The sequence below is a fragment of the Pseudomonas sp. TE6288 genome (assembly GCF_054062095.1).
Genome location: NZ_JBSSEW010000004.1, coordinates 184,421 through 198,547, shown reverse-complemented (window position 1 = coordinate 198,547; position 14,127 = coordinate 184,421). Strand labels below are relative to the sequence as shown.

Here is a 14,127-nt window from a genome sequence, read left to right as displayed (position 1 = left end):
GAGTAGCGAGGTGCGCTCGTTTAATCTAGGAACAGAACCCATACGGCAGTCAGGCAATAGGGCGTTTGATAGGGCTCTGGCACATACGCTAGCCAAGCTTGCCAATACCTTTGGCGTCTTGCCAGGCTTTGCCTATTATGCTGACGGTTCTGAGCACAATGCATTTGCAACCCCTGCTCAGCTGTTAGAAAAAACCGACGGGACAGTGATGTTTGGTCTTGGCATGCTGCAGAGGCTAATGTCGGGTAATGATCATCCTGAGCTGTCCGTGGCTGCAGTTTGTGCGCATGAATTTGGCCATATCTATCAATATAAACATGGGTTGATGGATGTGGTGAATGCTGGAGCTGCAACGGTTAAGCGGTCTGAGCTGCAGGCGGATTATTTAGCTGGGTTTTTCGCTGGGCTTAGAAAGCGAGAAAGGCCTGAATTTCCGGCTGCTGTCTTTGCCCAGACACAGCACAACTTCGGGGATAATATGATTGATCATCCATCCCACCACGGCACGCCAAACGAGCGTGCAGATGCAATTGTGGCGGGGTTCCATTTTGCAATGAATGGAAACTCTCTAGACCAAGCTGCGGATGAAAGCACTCGGTATGTAATGCGTCTAAAAGGTTAAAACTTGTTAGTGTTTTTTAAGGCTCCGCCACAACGGAGCTTTTCGAAACTTGTAAAAAACCATACCAGTACCACTGGTCGGACGCTCCTGCTGCTGCCTGGGAGGCTGGGAGGCCGGTTCGGGGCGTGGTGCGGTGGGGGGAGCGGCTTGAGAATGCATAAGAGTGGGGCACGAACTCAGCGAAGCCAGACGGCAGGGGCGCTGGCAGGCAATGTGAAGAATGAATGGTTGCCAGTTTACCAACCATGGCGGGATTCTCCGGTTTGATCGGCAATCAGGTGCTGGTCGGTTACATACGCTGAACGCGTACACCGGTATTTCGCGCCACCGGTCGCATGGGCTGCTCTTCCTCTTGCCAATGATGACCAATGGGTAGGGCAAAGCAAAACAGGGGATTGCATCATGACTGACGAGGCGCAACGAATAATCGCGCTGGAGCAGGCGCTTTTCGCGTTGCTGGCTGCCGGCGCTGTCCGGGGCATCCCTCCCAATGATCTGCGTCTTCATGCCATCGGAGGGCTGCTTACCGGTGCTCGATGGAAGTGGATCGATGAAGCGCACGTTGGCGCCACGATCAATGAGCTCCAGCAGGCCATGCGGGTTTTTCCGGAGTGAATTCGTCGAATGTGTCAGGTTTTCCAAACAACTGGATAGCCGGCATAGAGCCGCTTCGCTATCTGTGCCTTACTTAGATCTCATGCTGACGGAGGACGCGATGAGATCGAGAGGCCAGACCTACTGGAATTGGGCGGACGCCCAGCTGCACAGTCGTTCACATACCGAAGTGCTCGAGGCCGGGTTGACCATTGATGTTCAGGTCCGACTTTCCCGTGTGGGTGCCACTCAAATGTTCATTGGAATCTATGGGCCGGACGGCGCTTGCCTCCATGAGGAAGCGCACAAGGCGAGGCCAGGCCAATCCATGACCACAGCGATGCTCTGGGGTGTTGCGCTGGCACGCGACATGGGGGCGTCCTATGCGGTTCCGGGGCCTGACGCCAAGGCGACCGGCGGCGCGACGGAAAATCGAACGAGCCCGTGAGCCTCTTTCTCAAATCAGGTGTGGTATCCAGCAATTCCTTCCGAGGTATGCAGCGATGAGCACCGATCCGAGAAAGCAGGGCGGCACCAACCCAGACGATCCCACGACGCCTGACCCAGTGGAAGACGATCCGCTCATGGATGAGGAAGAGGAAGACGAGGGCATGGGACAGCAACGCAATCCAGACGACCCGGCGCGCACGCCTGAGTGAGCGGGATTGTTGAGCCAAGCCCGGCTTCGTGCTGGGCTTTTGGTATTTAGACGGCTCACTTACTGAGTTTTCGGCTCCGCTCTGTGAATCAGCGGCTCGCCTTCGTTTCGTACGTTCACAATCCTGAAACTCTGACGCATCGTCCCGATGCTGTTTGCATCGGGGTATGGGCAGGCAGATCTGCTGGCTTTCAGCCCAGGCGTGGGCGCGTGCAGAATTGTCTGAGGAAGTTTTGATTGTGGGACAAGTGGTCACCGTAATAGGAGACCACATCACCAATAACCATGAACGGTGTAAAGCCCTCGTAGCCGCCTTCCGCCCCGCGGAAGTTCACATAGCCACAAACGCCTTCGTACTTTTTACCGCTGGCGTAGGCTGCCTTGAATTTGTACAGCGTTTCGAACTTCGCCGAATCCGGGTCGGCAATATGCTTGAGCAGCTTCTGTTTGGCATCGGCCATTTCAGCTTTGCTTGCAGCGGCATGTTCGACGGTGGGAGGGGGTGGGGGCGCTGGCGGCTCGGGGAGCATGCAACCTGCAAGCGAGAGCGTAAGCCCGGTGATCGAGAGTGCTTTGAGCATTTTCCAATTCCTTTTGGCTGCCGCTCCAGCCAGACCTGAGGCGGTAGATAACCTTGCCTCAAGCAGGGCGCTGGAGGCGGGTTCATGAACTAACGCGTTTTGCGCTGTACGTCGCTGAGCGCGGGTGCAGTGTAGTCCAAGAGTTATCCCAGTGCGTCGCACCGGGCTTGCCTGCCAGCGATGGCGCCGACTTGAGGTCGGCGCGGTTGGGGTGGGAGCCTGTTTGCCGAACGATCCTTGGTGCCCCACATCCTGGCTTATGGCACCGACCGGATAGTCGCTTTTCCTAGCGACTCATCCCCAACTCCGCATCGTCCATCAATGCTTTGGCCAACGCGCTCAGGTAATACGACGCCCAGAGCAGTTGGGGCTTTTCCTCCATGATGCCGGTGATGGTCAGGTCACGCACGCAGCCCATCAATTCCGAAGCCTGGTCCCGCGCATGCTGGCAAGGGATCCCGGGTTCGATGCAGAACAGCGGTTCGGTCTGGCTTTCGCCCTGGTAGAACTTGGTCTTGCTCACGGTGGTGTGGGGCGGGGTGGTATCTGTGGTCATCGTTGAATCTCCCTGAAGTGTTCTGCTGCCTGGTCTGGCGCTATCGCGGGGCAAGCCCGCTCCCACGTCAGGACGCAATGGCGTGGGAGCGGGCTTGCCCCGCGATGACGTCAGCTCAGGCGTCGCATACCTTGTGGTCTACTGCAACGTACGCGGTTGCGTGTTCGGCATCTGCACCTGGATCAATGCCGACTCCAGCAGCAAGCGCAGTGCCTCCATCTCATGCATGGAGGCCAGCATCAGAATCGAGGCGGGTGACTTGGGCTGCAGCAGAACAGCCTGATGCGCCACGCTCTGCGCGCACAGGGCGTACTTGTTGGCCTGGATAAGGGTGTCTTCGAGAGAATGGTGGTTATGGGGTGGGTCGGGGACGATCTTCAACATTACGATTTTTCTCCATAATGCGGTCACCTGCCTGCTGTCAAACAGAAGGGTGGCAGCTGTACGTGGGTTGACAGACCGGCGAAAATCGTAAAATTCCGGCGCACGCAAGCGTGCCCGCACGTACAGCCGCCATAAACGGCAAGCCATACACGATTTTTCGTCACAGCCTGTCAAAGCTGTGTCGTTGATGTGCAACGACAGGCCGAGACTAGAGCGCCCACAGAGCAGCCGCAACGGAAAACAGGCGGTAGCAGTATGTTTGGGAAATGGACTACAAGGAAGGGGTAAAATCTGATTGTTGATGATCTACATCGACGCTTTTCGGGAACAGGGTGTGGGGACAGGCGTCGCCTAAAACAAACCGATCAGCATTGATAGCCTCTGCGTTGCCCAGGGTCATACATTGATGGCTAGGTTAAACCAAGGAGTTACCTATGCTGATCAATGGTTATCAGAGCTTCCAGTACCTGCCCAGCCAAATCAGCGAGCAGACTCATTCAGGTACCGTTGGTGAGGCGCAGGTGAGCGTGGTCACTACCTCGCCAGAGGCCAATCGGTTGGCCAAGCGAATTGAATATAGTGCAGGTAAGAGTTTGCTCCACTACCTGAATATATCCACGACCCAGCCGCTGAAGGACTTGCTCCAATGGTTGGCCAGTTTTCTTGGCCGAAGCGCAGCGGCCCAGGGCGCGGCGGAGGATCTACGCCCGCAACACGCCGAACCGACCGGCACCGCAGCGCCTTTTCGCCGCAGTTGCGGCAATGGCTTCAAGACCGCGCTCGATGCAGTAAGCCTGCTCGCTACTGCCTCCAAAGTTGATCAAACACGCTTCGATGTAACGCTGAAAACCGAGCAGATTAATAGTTTGCAAGGCGCCATTGTCGAGGGGCGTGCAAATTTCAAAGAAATCGAGATGATGGTGAAAACCCGCGGGGACTTGCAATGTGTGCGAACCCTCGCGTTGAGCTTGACTCATGATGCTGGCTCCCATCAGCCTTCAATCAAGGCAGCGCTGGCGAACTTGGCCACCGACCGTCCCAACCCAAGCGTCTTTCTGAATGGGCTGATGACATTCCTGCAAGGCCAGGAAACCCGGTGGTTCGAAAAAACCATGAATAATCCTAAGATGCGGCTGGACGCTCAAGCGCAGAATGATTTCATTAGCGAACAGCTCCAGGCGCATATTGATAAACTGGGTGCTCACGAGGCCAACAAGATTCTTGAGCAGCTGGAGGGGTGTTTCGGTCAGCGGGCATATGGGGTTATGGGGACTGCCATCGAACTATTGGGGTTGGCGGACGATGACGATCAGCTTCTGTCCCGCATGACCCGTGCCGAGGGCCTGAGCGATAGCCTGATCAGTCTGCTTCGCGCGAAGCTTGATATGCCCGAGAGTAGTATGAAGAGCTTACCCACTATCGATAGCTTCAACCAGTTGAACCCACTGGAGTTGGCCGCACTGGTGAGCCTAGGCATCAAGTTGCAATAGGCAGGGGGCAGGCCCCCATTTCACCGGCCAAATCGACCAAGCCTGCACGGCGCCAAATCGGGCGATGGCGTGTCACTGGTGATTTCCATGCTCACGAGGCGGCCTACGGTAGCGGCCAGCGTGACACCAGGATGCATGACACAAACGTAAACGCCGCTGATACCCGGCAGATAACCAACTAGCGGTGCACCATCGCTGGGTATTGGCCTGAAACCCACGCACGCCTTTTCCATGTCGAGTGAAGCGGCGCCATGCAACTCTGCTCTGATGGCCTCGGCGGTTCTCAGTGCAATCGCGCCTGGTTGGTTATCTGCGGCATCGTCCAGATAATCCTCTGCCGCCAACAGGCTGCCGTCATCAGCATGCCGTACCTCCATGGTTGCGTTGGAAAGGATCCCTCGGACAAGGTGGGGCGGCGAGTTGTAGCGGATATAGATGGCAGGAGAGGCTTCCAGTGGAAGTGGGTAGCCCAACAAGTCTGTCAATAGCGTGGTACCCGTTCCCGCCGCAAGTACCACCAGGTCCGCATCGATTACCCCGTGGGTGGTTTTCAAACCTGAGACTTTATCTGCGCTACCCGTGAACCCTTCCACCTGTGTCTGCTCCAGCAACCTGGCGCCTCGGGCTTGAGCGCCTTTGATCAAGGCCCGGGTGGCCGCTACTGCGTTCAGCGCGCCTTCCTCTGGAGCATGGTTGGCCTGGGCAGGAGGGTGTTTCAGGTTAGGTTCCAGGGTGAGGATCTGAGCTCGGGATACCGTTGAGATCCCTGTAGCCGTGGCAGGGGGGGCCGGTACTTCCGGGAGGCCATAGGTCAGCGAACCGGTCCATTGAATGTGTAGGTCTGGCAGTTGCGCTTCGAGGCGACGATAGTCCGATACGGCTGCGGCCCGCAGTGCGGCGACAGGGTCTGCGTCACTGCAGGCGGAATTGATCCATGCAAAGGAAGTGGAGGTCACACCAGACGCTACATGGCCAGCCTCCACGATGGTCACCTGCACGCCTTGACAGGAAAGGTGGTAGGCAACGGAGGCCCCCACGATACCTGCCCCCACCACAACCACATTCAGTCCCGGGATATTTTTCATCGTGCTCCGTCACCGACTCGGGATTATGTTTCACTGGCCGTACCTGGGAACTCTTGGTCCACAGGGGCAAACGGCATAATAAATGGAAAGCGTGAGTACCAGCGAGCCTATGTTTGATCAATACCTGAAGCAGTGGGGGCTGACCATCGATGGGGAGGCTTTCGTTTCACTCAATGGCAATCTATTGCCCGTTCGCCGGGGCGATACACCGGCGATGCTGAAAATCTCGCAGGTGCCGGAGGAGCAGGCCGGCAGCCAGCTGATGGCCTGGTGGGCAGGCGAAGGTGCAGCCCCTGTGCTGGCCCACGCGGGCGAGGCATTGCTGATGAAGCGGGCGCTAGGTTCGGCGTCGCTTGCGCAGATGGTCGCAGATGGCAGGGATGACGAGGCCACGCGCATTCTCTGTGCCGTGGCAGCCCGCCTGCATGCGCCACGGTCGACGCCGAGGCCTGCGCTGGTGCCGCTGGAGCAATGGTTCGACGCATTGTGGAGCGCGGCGGCGACGTACGGTGGGGTGCTGGAGCACAGCGCAAAGGCGGCGAGGGCGCTTTTCGCAGCTCCCCAGGACGCTGCGGTGCTGCATGGCGACATCCATCACGGCAATGTGCTGGATTTCGGGCCGGCCGGTTGGCTCGCCATCGACCCCAAGGGGTTGTACGGCGAGCGGGGCTTCGATTTTGCCAATATCCTCTGCAACCCGGACGACGCCAGCGCGCAGGCACCGGGGCGCTTCCCACGGCGTATAGCGATCATTTCGCAGGCAGCCGGTATTGAGCGTCACAGGTTGTTGCAGTGGGTGCTGGCGTGGGCAGGGTTGTCGGCAACCTGGATGATCGAGGACGGCGCTGAGCCGGGGGGCAGGTTGGCGTTGGCGAGGCTGGCGGCTTCGGCGCTCGATGGCAGCGCTCGGGGTTCTGACTGAGGCATTGTATGTAAGGCGGCGATCAAGGGTGACGCCGGGATTGCGCTGATGTGCAGTTCGCACACGAAACCTTCCAACCCCTAGGCGTTGGCTACACGCATACTGGCCCCGCATGGGCACACAGTGTATTGCCCTCCGTTGGGCAGATCGGTCTAAACCGTTTTTAAAAGAGTGGCGGTGGGTAATACGAGTCGTAAAGGATTATTGCTGGATGTTACGAAACCAAGCTTGCTGTGGTAGTAGCTGGCAGCGTCCATGTCCTTTGCATCGACGACAATGAACGCAACTCCCGAATGTCGGGCAACCACGCACACTCGCCGAAAGAAGTCTGCCATCAGGCGTTTGCCAAGGCCCTGTTTTTGTGCGGTTCGGTCGACTGCAAGACGACTCAAGAGAATCGCCGGGATCGGATACCGAGGCATCTTTTTCTGCTGATCCTCACTAAGCGAGTCGAGCGCCACGGACGCATTAGCTAGCGTGTAAAAGCCCAGCAAAGTGCTTTTCTCAACGTACATGAATGTGCGTGACACATTGCGCTTCTGGTCTTGGCCGGCTTGTTGAGTGATATAGGCGTTGAGAGCGGGATGGATCTTACAATTGAACGCAGAGCGATCAATCGACTTGTCGAAGTCGACAGTAATGAAGTCCATTGATGCCCCTCAGCGCAGTGCGAGCAAGTTACGAAGCGTTTCGGTGGGCTCAGGGGGAATATCGAGCATCTGCTCGGCTGCCTCAGCGTCGAGAACCGTCATGCCTGAGCGATCAACACTAGTGACTTCCGCATGCGCAACGGAACGGACAGCCAGGGCAGCGACAAGCTTTTTCAGTTCTGACAGATCTCGTTCAACCTCGGAGAGGTGCGGCGCTCTTGCGGGGCGATTCCTGCCGTGAATCTTGACGTTAACCCAGGTACCGCCAGATAGGGTTTTCGTTGCGAGATCTTCAACGAGATCGTCAGCAGTGATGCGCAACGCTTCCAGTCTCCCGCCTTTCAGCAGGAGGTATTTTTTTCTGGTAGCGGCACGACGGGCAAGCCCGGCTTCAGATCTGTTCGTCACAACGATATTCTCCATATTTTCCGATCCTAGCACATTGCCCTTGACATTTTTGCGTGGTCGGCCCGCTAGCAGGCATGAGGCCAGCCGTGTCCAAGGAATGGAAAGGATATCCGAAGGCCAGGCGAGGTCTTTGTACGAAAGTACCTGCACAACGGTCATGCGGCGGTGAAAACAAGTTCGGAGTTTTCATGCGCAATCAGCAAGGCCAGGCGCGACTCCTAACGTTTCTCGCCTGTTTTCGCCTTGCCTGATCAAACGATCGCTTCTGGATGAGAAGTATCAGTCGATTGGAATGCACAATCCACCCCGTTCAAAACGCGCCCGGCACATAGACCACCTGATCCCGCCCCCCTTGCTTCGCGGCGTACAGCCCGCTGTCGGCGCGTCTCAGCGCGTCTTCGAGCGCTTCCCCCTCGGCAAACAGGGTGCACCCTGCGCTGAGGCTTACCCGCAGCGGGCCGCTGGCCAGCTGCACCGGCTGGGTGCCGATCAGCTGACGCACTCGTTGCGCGATCCTGTTCAGTTCCGCGCTGTCCTTGATCGGCAGCAAGGCAACGAATTCCTCGCCACCCTGGCGCACCAGCAGGTCATCGGGGCGAAGCGCGGCGCGCAGGCGGCGGGCGCACTCGCACAGCACCAGGTCGCCGGCCGCGTGGCCATGCTGGTCGTTGACGGCCTTGAAGTGGTCCAGGTCCGCATAAATCGCCCCCAACTGCAGGCCTCGCTCTTGGGCCAGGCGCCGCTCACGGTCATGGAAGGCGGCCAACGCCCCGCGGTTCCACAGCTGGGTCAAGGGGTCGAGCAGCGCTTTGCGCTGTTCGCGGTCCATCTCCAGGCGCAGGTCGCGATTGGTCTGGATCAGGCTGCGCAGTCGCAGATAGCCCTCCGCAAGTGTGGCCAGGTCCTTGAAATTCGCCTGCTGGATCTCGTTCAGCTGGCGCGGTCGAGGGTCGAACATGCACAACGTACCGATGGCCTTGCCGTTTCCGGCACGCAGCGGATGTCCGGCGTAAAAGCGGATATAGGGCGGATTCAGCACCAGAGGATTGTCGACGAATCGCGGGTCTTGCGTGGCATCCGGCACCAGCAAGGTGTCGTCATCGAGAATGGCGTACCCGCAGAAGGACATGTCGCGCGGGGTCTCGCTGGCGTCCAGCCCGATCCTGGCCTTGAACCACTGACGGTCTTGGTCGATCAGGCTGATCAGCACGGTGTCCACGTGCGCCAGGTCCTGGGTGAGCCGCACCAGGGTATCGAGGTAATGCTCGGCGGGCGTATCGACCAGGTTCATCTCGTCGAGGGCGCGTTGGCGCAGCGCTTCGTCGGTGGGGATCGGGCAAGCCGGCATCTTTGCTTCTCCATTCCATGGGCAGGGTCCGTGATGGGAACTACTTTAGACAAGCTTCACCACTGGCGAGTGACGCCTATCGGCTCGTCATCCGTATGGGCTGGCGCCTTGTGGCGGTTTGGCAATAGCTCATTGGGGCTATGGGGCTGGCTATGCGCGGGTTGCTATGCTGCTGTCGGTCTGGACACAGGGATTGGCCGGCGTCGAATGGCGCTGCCACTACACGGAGGTGCACATGCAGATCACATTGCCGCTGAGTGTCAGCGACTGGAAATACAAGACTGCCAGCGGGGGTGGGTTGACGGTGATGTTTGCCGCCGCCAACGGTGGCTTGCTGACCCTGACCGATCCCAACCAGGCCGAGCAGCAGTTTCGCTATGGCTCGCTCGGGGTCGGTGTTGGCGTAGGCGCACGCTTGCCGCGGGTAGGCAAGATCAACTTGCTGGTGGCGGGCAAGAGCGTGGGTGCGGTCGGCGCCAATGAAGACTTCCCGGCGGTCGGCACGGTGCTGGTGGCCGAATCGGTCGCGGCCCGGGGCCTGGTGCGCGACGACTTCAAGGGCGGGTGCGTGTTCCTCGAAGGCGGGCTGGGCCTGGTTGGCGGTGGCAGCGGCTCGGGCGTGCTGTTCGGCCTGGATCCCAAGCTATTGGTCCTGGGTACCGCCGCGATTGGTGGCGGCGGCGCGTTCCTGCCGCAGGAAACCTTGCCGCGCCTGCTGCGCTCGGCCAAGGGCGTGATCTTCTCCGCCGGGTTCAACATCGGCGTGCAGGCGGGCGGTGGCCTGGCGTTGACCATGGGTGGGCTGTTCTGATGGCCATGGCTTGTTGGCGATAGCGTCAGGCGCTCGTCGCACCCTGTGCCGCGAGGTTGCAATACTGCCCCTTGAAATACAGCAAAGGCTGCGAGGACGTGGTTTGCTGCAGGTTCAACGCCTTCACTTCACCGATGACGATCAGGTGATCGCCCGCGGCGTGTTCAGCGTGAATCTCGCAATCGATCCAGTGCAGGCTACCGGTAATGATCGGATTGCCCAGCGGTGACGGTTGCCATTGCACCTTGTGCCACTTGTCCGTGCCGCGCCGCGCGAACTGGTTGGAAATCTCGATCTGCTCACCCGCCAGGATGTTGACCGCGAAGCGGCCGGCCTGGCGAATCCTGGGGTAGCTGGCCGAACTGGCCATCACGCTGAATGACACCAGTGGCGGGTTCATCGACACGCTGTAGAACGACTGGCAAGTGAAGCCGATCGGCTCGTCATCGGTGTGCGATGTAATGACCGTGATACCGGAGGCGTAGTGCCCGAGCGCTTCGCGAAAGCTCGATGGCTCGATAGGGAGTGACATAGTAGATCCTGGGTGTGGGTGCCGCTCGAAGGCGTGGGAAGGCCCGCATCTGTCCGGGCCTTCGCCTGTTACCTCCGACCTGGGCTCAGCGCTGGTTTGCCAGTTCTCTGCGAACAATCTCCGCGCCCGCACTCAACGCATTGAGCTTGCCTCTTGCCACCTGGCGCGGCAGGGGCGCCATCCCGCAGTTGGTGCAAGGGTAGAGCTTGTCGGCGTCGACGAACTGCAGGGCCTTGCGCAGGGTATTGGCAACTTCCTCGGGGGTTTCAATGGCGTGGTTGGCGACATCGATGGCGCCAACCATCACTTTCTTGCCACGGATAAGCTCGATCAGGTCCATCGGCACGTGGGAGTTGTGGCACTCCAGCGAGACGATATCGATGCTGGATTTCTGCAGCTTGGGGAAGGCTTCTTCGTATTGGCGCCATTCCGAGCCGAGGGTCTTTTTCCAGTCGGTGTTGGCCTTGATGCCGTAGCCGTAGCAAATGTGCACGGCGGTTTCGCACTTGAGCCCTTCGATGGCGCGCTCCAGGGTGGCCACGCCCCAGTCATTGACCTCGTCGAAGAACACGTTGAAGGCGGGTTCGTCGAACTGGATGATGTCGACACCCGCCGCTTCGAGTTCGCGGGCTTCCTGGTTGAGGATCTTGGCGAATTCCCAGGCCAGTTTTTCGCGGCTTTTGTAGTGGGCGTCATACAGTGTATCGATCATCGTCATGGGGCCTGGCAGCGCCCACTTGATGGGTTGCGAGGTTTGTTGACGCAAGAACTTGGCGTCATCGACGAAGACAGGCTTGCGGCGAGCAACAGCGCCTACGACCGTCGGCACGCTGGCATCGTAGCGATCGCGGATTCTGACGGTCTCGCGCTTCTCGAAATCGACACCGTCGAGGTGTTCGATAAAGGTCGTGACGAAATGCTGCCGTGTCTGTTCGCCATCGCTGACGATATCGATGCCGGCGTGCTGTTGCTCTTGCAAGGACAAGCGCAGCGCGTCTTGCTTGCCCTCGACCAGTTCATCACCCTCCAACTTCCATGGCGACCAGAGCTTCTCGGGCTCGGCGAGCCAGGCGGGTTTGGGCAGGCTGCCGGCAGTGGAGGTGGGTAACAGCTTTTTCATACTGGAAAACCTTGTGTCTGGTTGAGTCAAAGCGCGCAACGGGCGGACCACTGCTCGAGGATCGCCTGGTAGGGCTTGATGAAATGCTCTTGCGCAAACTTCCCCTGTTCGACAGCCAGCCGGCTGCGCTCTTCGCGGTCGTAAACGATGCGCGTCAACGAGTAGTCCTGGTGGTGCAAGCTGGGCTGGTAGGTTTTGCCGGCGGCGGAGTTCGCGTTGTAGATTTCAGGCCGGTAGATTTTCTGGAAGGTGTCCATCGTGCTGATGGTGCTGATCAGTTCCAGGTTGGTGTAGTCACCCAGCAAATCGCCGGCAAAATAGAACGCCAGCGGCGCGGCACTGTTGGGCGGCATGAAGTAGCGCACCTTCAAACCCATCTTCTTGAAGTACTCATCGGTCAGCGAGTATTCAGCCTGCAGGTATTCAACGCCCAGGACCGGGTGCTGGTTTTCCGTGCGGTGATAAACCTTGCTGCTCGAGACGCTCAGGCAGATGACGGGGGGCTTGCTGAAATGCTCCTTGTAGGCGCTAGAACTCACGAAACACTTGAACAGTTTTCCGTGCAGGTCTCCGAAATCATCAGGTGTGCTGAAGGTTTGCCGATCCTTGTTGTGTCCCTGCAGCAGCACGCTGAAATCGTAATCGCGCACGTACGAGGAAAAATTATTGCCGACCATGCCGTCGATACGCTCGTTGGTTTGTCGATCGACCACTGTCGTTTTCAATATTTCAATCAAGGGCAGGGCAGGGGCAGTGCCCGAGAGGCCGATATCCATTTCCACTGAAATGATGTCGAGCTCGACCGTGTAGCGGTCGCCTTTGGGGTTATCCCAGTGCGCCAAGGCATTGAAGCGGTTGTCGATCATCCTCAAGGTATTGCGCAGATTCTCCTGGCGGCTCTTGCCCCTGGCCAGATTGGCAAAGTTGGTGGTGGTGCGAGTCTTGTCCGAAGGCTGGTAGTGCTCATCGAAACAAATACGCTTGAGGGTGAATGCAATCTCGTTATTCATGGTGGTCGTGTGCCCTGATGTCTGAAGCGAGGCAAGAAAGGCCAGGGTTGAGATGCATGGCTGCCGCCAAGACGGACGCGCCATGCCAGGCTGCCTTTCTCGCTTACGCAAAATCGATGGGGGATTGTCAAAGATCAGCTCGTCATGAGACAAACTCATTTTTTTTGCATACAAGTGTAGTTTTGCTCATGATTGATCTGAGGCATCTGCGCACCATCCATGCCTTGCGCGAAACCGACAGCCTGTACGAAGCCGCCGAGCGGCTGCACCTGACCCAGTCGGCGCTGTCGCACCAGTTCCGCGAGCTCGAAGACCGGATTGGCATGCCGCTGTTCGTGCGCAAGTCCAAGCCGGTACGTTTTACCAGCGCCGGTCTCAAGCTGCTGGAGCTGGCCGAGCAGGTGCTGCCGCAGATCCGCGCCACCGAGCGGGACCTGGGCAAGCTGGCGGGCGGTACGGCTGGGCGGCTGCATATCGCGATCGAGTGCCACAGCTGCTATCAATGGCTGATGCCGACGGTGGACGAATTTCGCGGTGCCTGGCCGGAGGTCGAGCTGGACCTGGCGTCGGGGTTTTCATTCGCGCCACTGCCAGCGTTGGAGCGGGGCGATCTGGACCTGGTGGTGACATCCGACCCGATGAAACTGCCGGGGATCAGCTACGTGCCACTGTTCGGCTATGAGGCACTGCTGGCCATCGACAATCACCACGCCTTGTGCGCAAGGCCGTACCTCGAGCCCGCCGATATTGCCAGCCAGACGCTGATCACCTACCCGATCGAGCGCAACAGGCTGGACATCTTCACCCGCTTCCTTGACCCGGCCGACATCGAGCCGGCGCAAGTACGCACCTCGGAGCTGACGATCATGATGATGCAACTGGTGGCCAGCGGCCGCGGTGTGTGCTGCCTGCCGAACTGGGCCGTGCATGAATACAGCTCGCGCGGTTACGTGACCACCAAGCGACTGGGGGAGAAGGGGCTGCAGGCAAAACTGTATGCGGCGGTCCGCAGCGACATGCTCGAAGTGCCTTATGTAAGCGACTTCCTGCTCACGGCAAAGGATATGTCCTTCGCGACGCTGGAAGGCGTCAATGCTGTTTCCGGGATCGCCGTTTGATAGCCAGCCCCAGCTATCGCAGCGCATTACCTGGCAATCGAGGCGCACGGATCAGCGGGTCATCATCGAGTCGGCAAGGATCGCGCGAAACACGCTGTATTTCCCCGACAGCGCCGGTTACACATCCAGGCCACACACTTGCGCGCCTGTGGCCATAGTTCATGCCCAGGCTTCATCGGTGCGCGACAGCGCCGTTGGTCGGCAGAGTCGAAGCGCAAGCTGGATTCGGCCAGAAAAA

The 14,127-nt window shown here is 58.8% G+C and carries 18 protein-coding genes; 8 read left to right on the top strand and 10 right to left on the bottom strand.

Annotation, left to right across the window (positions count from 1 at the left end; all coding sequences use genetic code 11):
* Positions 1-10: 10 nt before the first annotated feature.
* The 4 genes from ACVWY1_RS05730 to ACVWY1_RS05715 all read left to right on the top strand — a co-directional run bounded on the left by ACVWY1_RS05730 (position 11) and on the right by ACVWY1_RS05715 (position 1,875).
* A complete protein-coding gene (locus ACVWY1_RS05730; RefSeq protein ID WP_457377921.1) occupies positions 11-622 on the top strand; it encodes a hypothetical protein in 612 nt (203 codons plus the stop codon).
* Positions 623-1,024: 402 nt separating this feature from the next.
* A complete protein-coding gene (locus ACVWY1_RS05725; protein WP_457377920.1) occupies positions 1,025-1,237 on the top strand; it encodes a hypothetical protein in 213 nt (70 codons plus the stop codon).
* Between the two features lie 100 nt (positions 1,238-1,337).
* On the top strand, positions 1,338-1,664 hold the full coding sequence (locus ACVWY1_RS05720) for a hypothetical protein (RefSeq protein WP_457377919.1): 327 nt from the start codon (positions 1,338-1,340) through the stop codon (positions 1,662-1,664).
* Positions 1,665-1,719: 55 nt separating this feature from the next.
* Positions 1,720-1,875, top strand: a complete 156-nt coding sequence (locus tag ACVWY1_RS05715; protein WP_457377918.1) for a hypothetical protein — start codon at positions 1,720-1,722, stop codon at positions 1,873-1,875.
* Positions 1,876-2,065: 190 nt separating this feature from the next.
* Here ACVWY1_RS05715 and ACVWY1_RS05710 read toward each other — a convergent pair whose 3' ends face one another.
* The 3 genes from ACVWY1_RS05710 to ACVWY1_RS05700 all read right to left on the bottom strand — a co-directional run bounded on the left by ACVWY1_RS05710 (position 2,066) and on the right by ACVWY1_RS05700 (position 3,395).
* On the bottom strand, positions 2,066-2,455 hold the full coding sequence (locus tag ACVWY1_RS05710; protein ID WP_457377917.1) for a hypothetical protein: 390 nt from the start codon (positions 2,453-2,455) through the stop codon (positions 2,066-2,068).
* Positions 2,456-2,741: 286 nt separating this feature from the next.
* Entirely contained in the window at positions 2,742-3,011 is a 270-nt protein-coding gene (locus ACVWY1_RS05705; RefSeq protein ID WP_457377916.1) for a DUF3077 domain-containing protein, read from the bottom strand.
* Positions 3,012-3,149: 138 nt separating this feature from the next.
* The gene (locus ACVWY1_RS05700; protein ID WP_457377915.1) at positions 3,150-3,395 is read right to left on the bottom strand and encodes a hypothetical protein; all 246 of its coding nucleotides are present in this window, start codon (positions 3,393-3,395) and stop codon (positions 3,150-3,152) included.
* 434 nt (positions 3,396-3,829) lie between these two features.
* Here ACVWY1_RS05700 and ACVWY1_RS05695 point away from each other — a divergent pair, with 434 nt between their 5' ends.
* Positions 3,830-4,885, top strand: coding sequence for a hypothetical protein (locus ACVWY1_RS05695; RefSeq protein ID WP_457377914.1), 1,056 nt, complete (start codon positions 3,830-3,832; stop codon positions 4,883-4,885).
* Positions 4,886-4,905: 20 nt separating this feature from the next.
* Here ACVWY1_RS05695 and ACVWY1_RS05690 read toward each other — a convergent pair whose 3' ends face one another.
* Entirely contained in the window at positions 4,906-5,970 is a 1,065-nt protein-coding gene (locus tag ACVWY1_RS05690) for an NAD(P)/FAD-dependent oxidoreductase (protein ID WP_277503345.1), read from the bottom strand.
* A 109-nt stretch (positions 5,971-6,079) separates the two neighbouring features.
* Here ACVWY1_RS05690 and ACVWY1_RS05685 point away from each other — a divergent pair, with 109 nt between their 5' ends.
* Positions 6,080-6,892, top strand: a complete 813-nt coding sequence (locus tag ACVWY1_RS05685) for an aminoglycoside phosphotransferase family protein (protein WP_277505580.1) — start codon at positions 6,080-6,082, stop codon at positions 6,890-6,892.
* Positions 6,893-7,044: 152 nt separating this feature from the next.
* Here ACVWY1_RS05685 and ACVWY1_RS05680 read toward each other — a convergent pair whose 3' ends face one another.
* From ACVWY1_RS05680 to ACVWY1_RS05670, 3 genes are all read right to left on the bottom strand, one after another.
* Complete coding sequence (locus ACVWY1_RS05680) at positions 7,045-7,542, bottom strand: GNAT family N-acetyltransferase (RefSeq protein ID WP_277503346.1); 498 nt, start codon at positions 7,540-7,542, stop codon at positions 7,045-7,047.
* 9 nt (positions 7,543-7,551) lie between these two features.
* Positions 7,552-7,965 (bottom strand): hypothetical protein, encoded by a 414-nt coding sequence (locus ACVWY1_RS05675; protein ID WP_457377913.1) that lies wholly within the window; start codon positions 7,963-7,965, stop codon positions 7,552-7,554.
* 295 nt (positions 7,966-8,260) lie between these two features.
* Positions 8,261-9,298: a sensor domain-containing diguanylate cyclase gene (locus ACVWY1_RS05670; protein ID WP_457377912.1), complete on the bottom strand. Its 1,038-nt coding sequence runs from the start codon at positions 9,296-9,298 to the stop codon at positions 8,261-8,263.
* 235 nt (positions 9,299-9,533) lie between these two features.
* Between ACVWY1_RS05670 and ACVWY1_RS05665 the strand changes: the two genes are divergently transcribed.
* A complete protein-coding gene (locus ACVWY1_RS05665) occupies positions 9,534-10,109 on the top strand; it encodes a hypothetical protein (RefSeq protein ID WP_111533013.1) in 576 nt (191 codons plus the stop codon).
* Between the two features lie 25 nt (positions 10,110-10,134).
* Here the strand turns inward: ACVWY1_RS05665 and ACVWY1_RS05660 are convergent, their stop codons facing one another.
* From ACVWY1_RS05660 to ACVWY1_RS05650, 3 genes are all read right to left on the bottom strand, one after another.
* Complete coding sequence (locus tag ACVWY1_RS05660; protein WP_111533003.1) at positions 10,135-10,641, bottom strand: flavin reductase family protein; 507 nt, start codon at positions 10,639-10,641, stop codon at positions 10,135-10,137.
* A gap of 85 nt (positions 10,642-10,726) precedes the next feature.
* Positions 10,727-11,761: a methionine synthase gene (locus ACVWY1_RS05655; RefSeq protein WP_457377911.1), complete on the bottom strand. Its 1,035-nt coding sequence runs from the start codon at positions 11,759-11,761 to the stop codon at positions 10,727-10,729.
* A gap of 26 nt (positions 11,762-11,787) precedes the next feature.
* Positions 11,788-12,771 carry a DUF1852 domain-containing protein gene (locus tag ACVWY1_RS05650; protein ID WP_277505582.1) on the bottom strand — a complete coding sequence of 328 codons (984 nt, stop codon included), beginning with the start codon at positions 12,769-12,771 and terminating at the stop codon, positions 11,788-11,790.
* A gap of 188 nt (positions 12,772-12,959) precedes the next feature.
* Between ACVWY1_RS05650 and ACVWY1_RS05645 the strand changes: the two genes are divergently transcribed.
* A complete protein-coding gene (locus ACVWY1_RS05645; RefSeq protein WP_102684513.1) occupies positions 12,960-13,889 on the top strand; it encodes a LysR family transcriptional regulator in 930 nt (309 codons plus the stop codon).
* Positions 13,890-14,127: the final 238 nt, after the last annotated feature.

Excerpts from the sequence above, each read along its gene's own strand:
- ACVWY1_RS05655 (WP_457377911.1), bottom strand. The coding sequence starts at position 11,761 with ATGAAAAAGCTGTTACCCACCTCCACTGCCGGCAGCCTGCCCAAACCC.
- ACVWY1_RS05725 (WP_457377920.1), top strand. The coding sequence starts at position 1,025 with ATGACTGACGAGGCGCAACGAATAATCGCGCTGGAGCAGGCGCTTTTC.
- ACVWY1_RS05675 (WP_457377913.1), bottom strand. The coding sequence starts at position 7,965 with ATGGAGAATATCGTTGTGACGAACAGATCTGAAGCCGGGCTTGCCCGT.
- ACVWY1_RS05660 (WP_111533003.1), bottom strand. The coding sequence starts at position 10,641 with ATGTCACTCCCTATCGAGCCATCGAGCTTTCGCGAAGCGCTCGGGCAC.
- ACVWY1_RS05710 (WP_457377917.1), bottom strand. The coding sequence starts at position 2,455 with ATGCTCAAAGCACTCTCGATCACCGGGCTTACGCTCTCGCTTGCAGGT.
- ACVWY1_RS05690 (WP_277503345.1), bottom strand. The coding sequence starts at position 5,970 with ATGAAAAATATCCCGGGACTGAATGTGGTTGTGGTGGGGGCAGGTATC.
- ACVWY1_RS05695 (WP_457377914.1), top strand. The coding sequence starts at position 3,830 with ATGCTGATCAATGGTTATCAGAGCTTCCAGTACCTGCCCAGCCAAATC.
- ACVWY1_RS05720 (WP_457377919.1), top strand. The coding sequence starts at position 1,338 with ATGAGATCGAGAGGCCAGACCTACTGGAATTGGGCGGACGCCCAGCTG.
- ACVWY1_RS05645 (WP_102684513.1), top strand. The coding sequence starts at position 12,960 with ATGATTGATCTGAGGCATCTGCGCACCATCCATGCCTTGCGCGAAACC.
- ACVWY1_RS05705 (WP_457377916.1), bottom strand. The coding sequence starts at position 3,011 with ATGACCACAGATACCACCCCGCCCCACACCACCGTGAGCAAGACCAAG.
- ACVWY1_RS05670 (WP_457377912.1), bottom strand. The coding sequence starts at position 9,298 with ATGCCGGCTTGCCCGATCCCCACCGACGAAGCGCTGCGCCAACGCGCC.
- ACVWY1_RS05700 (WP_457377915.1), bottom strand. The coding sequence starts at position 3,395 with ATGTTGAAGATCGTCCCCGACCCACCCCATAACCACCATTCTCTCGAA.
- ACVWY1_RS05715 (WP_457377918.1), top strand. The coding sequence starts at position 1,720 with ATGAGCACCGATCCGAGAAAGCAGGGCGGCACCAACCCAGACGATCCC.
- ACVWY1_RS05650 (WP_277505582.1), bottom strand. The coding sequence starts at position 12,771 with ATGAATAACGAGATTGCATTCACCCTCAAGCGTATTTGTTTCGATGAG.
- ACVWY1_RS05685 (WP_277505580.1), top strand. The coding sequence starts at position 6,080 with ATGTTTGATCAATACCTGAAGCAGTGGGGGCTGACCATCGATGGGGAG.
- ACVWY1_RS05680 (WP_277503346.1), bottom strand. The coding sequence starts at position 7,542 with ATGGACTTCATTACTGTCGACTTCGACAAGTCGATTGATCGCTCTGCG.
- ACVWY1_RS05665 (WP_111533013.1), top strand. The coding sequence starts at position 9,534 with ATGCAGATCACATTGCCGCTGAGTGTCAGCGACTGGAAATACAAGACT.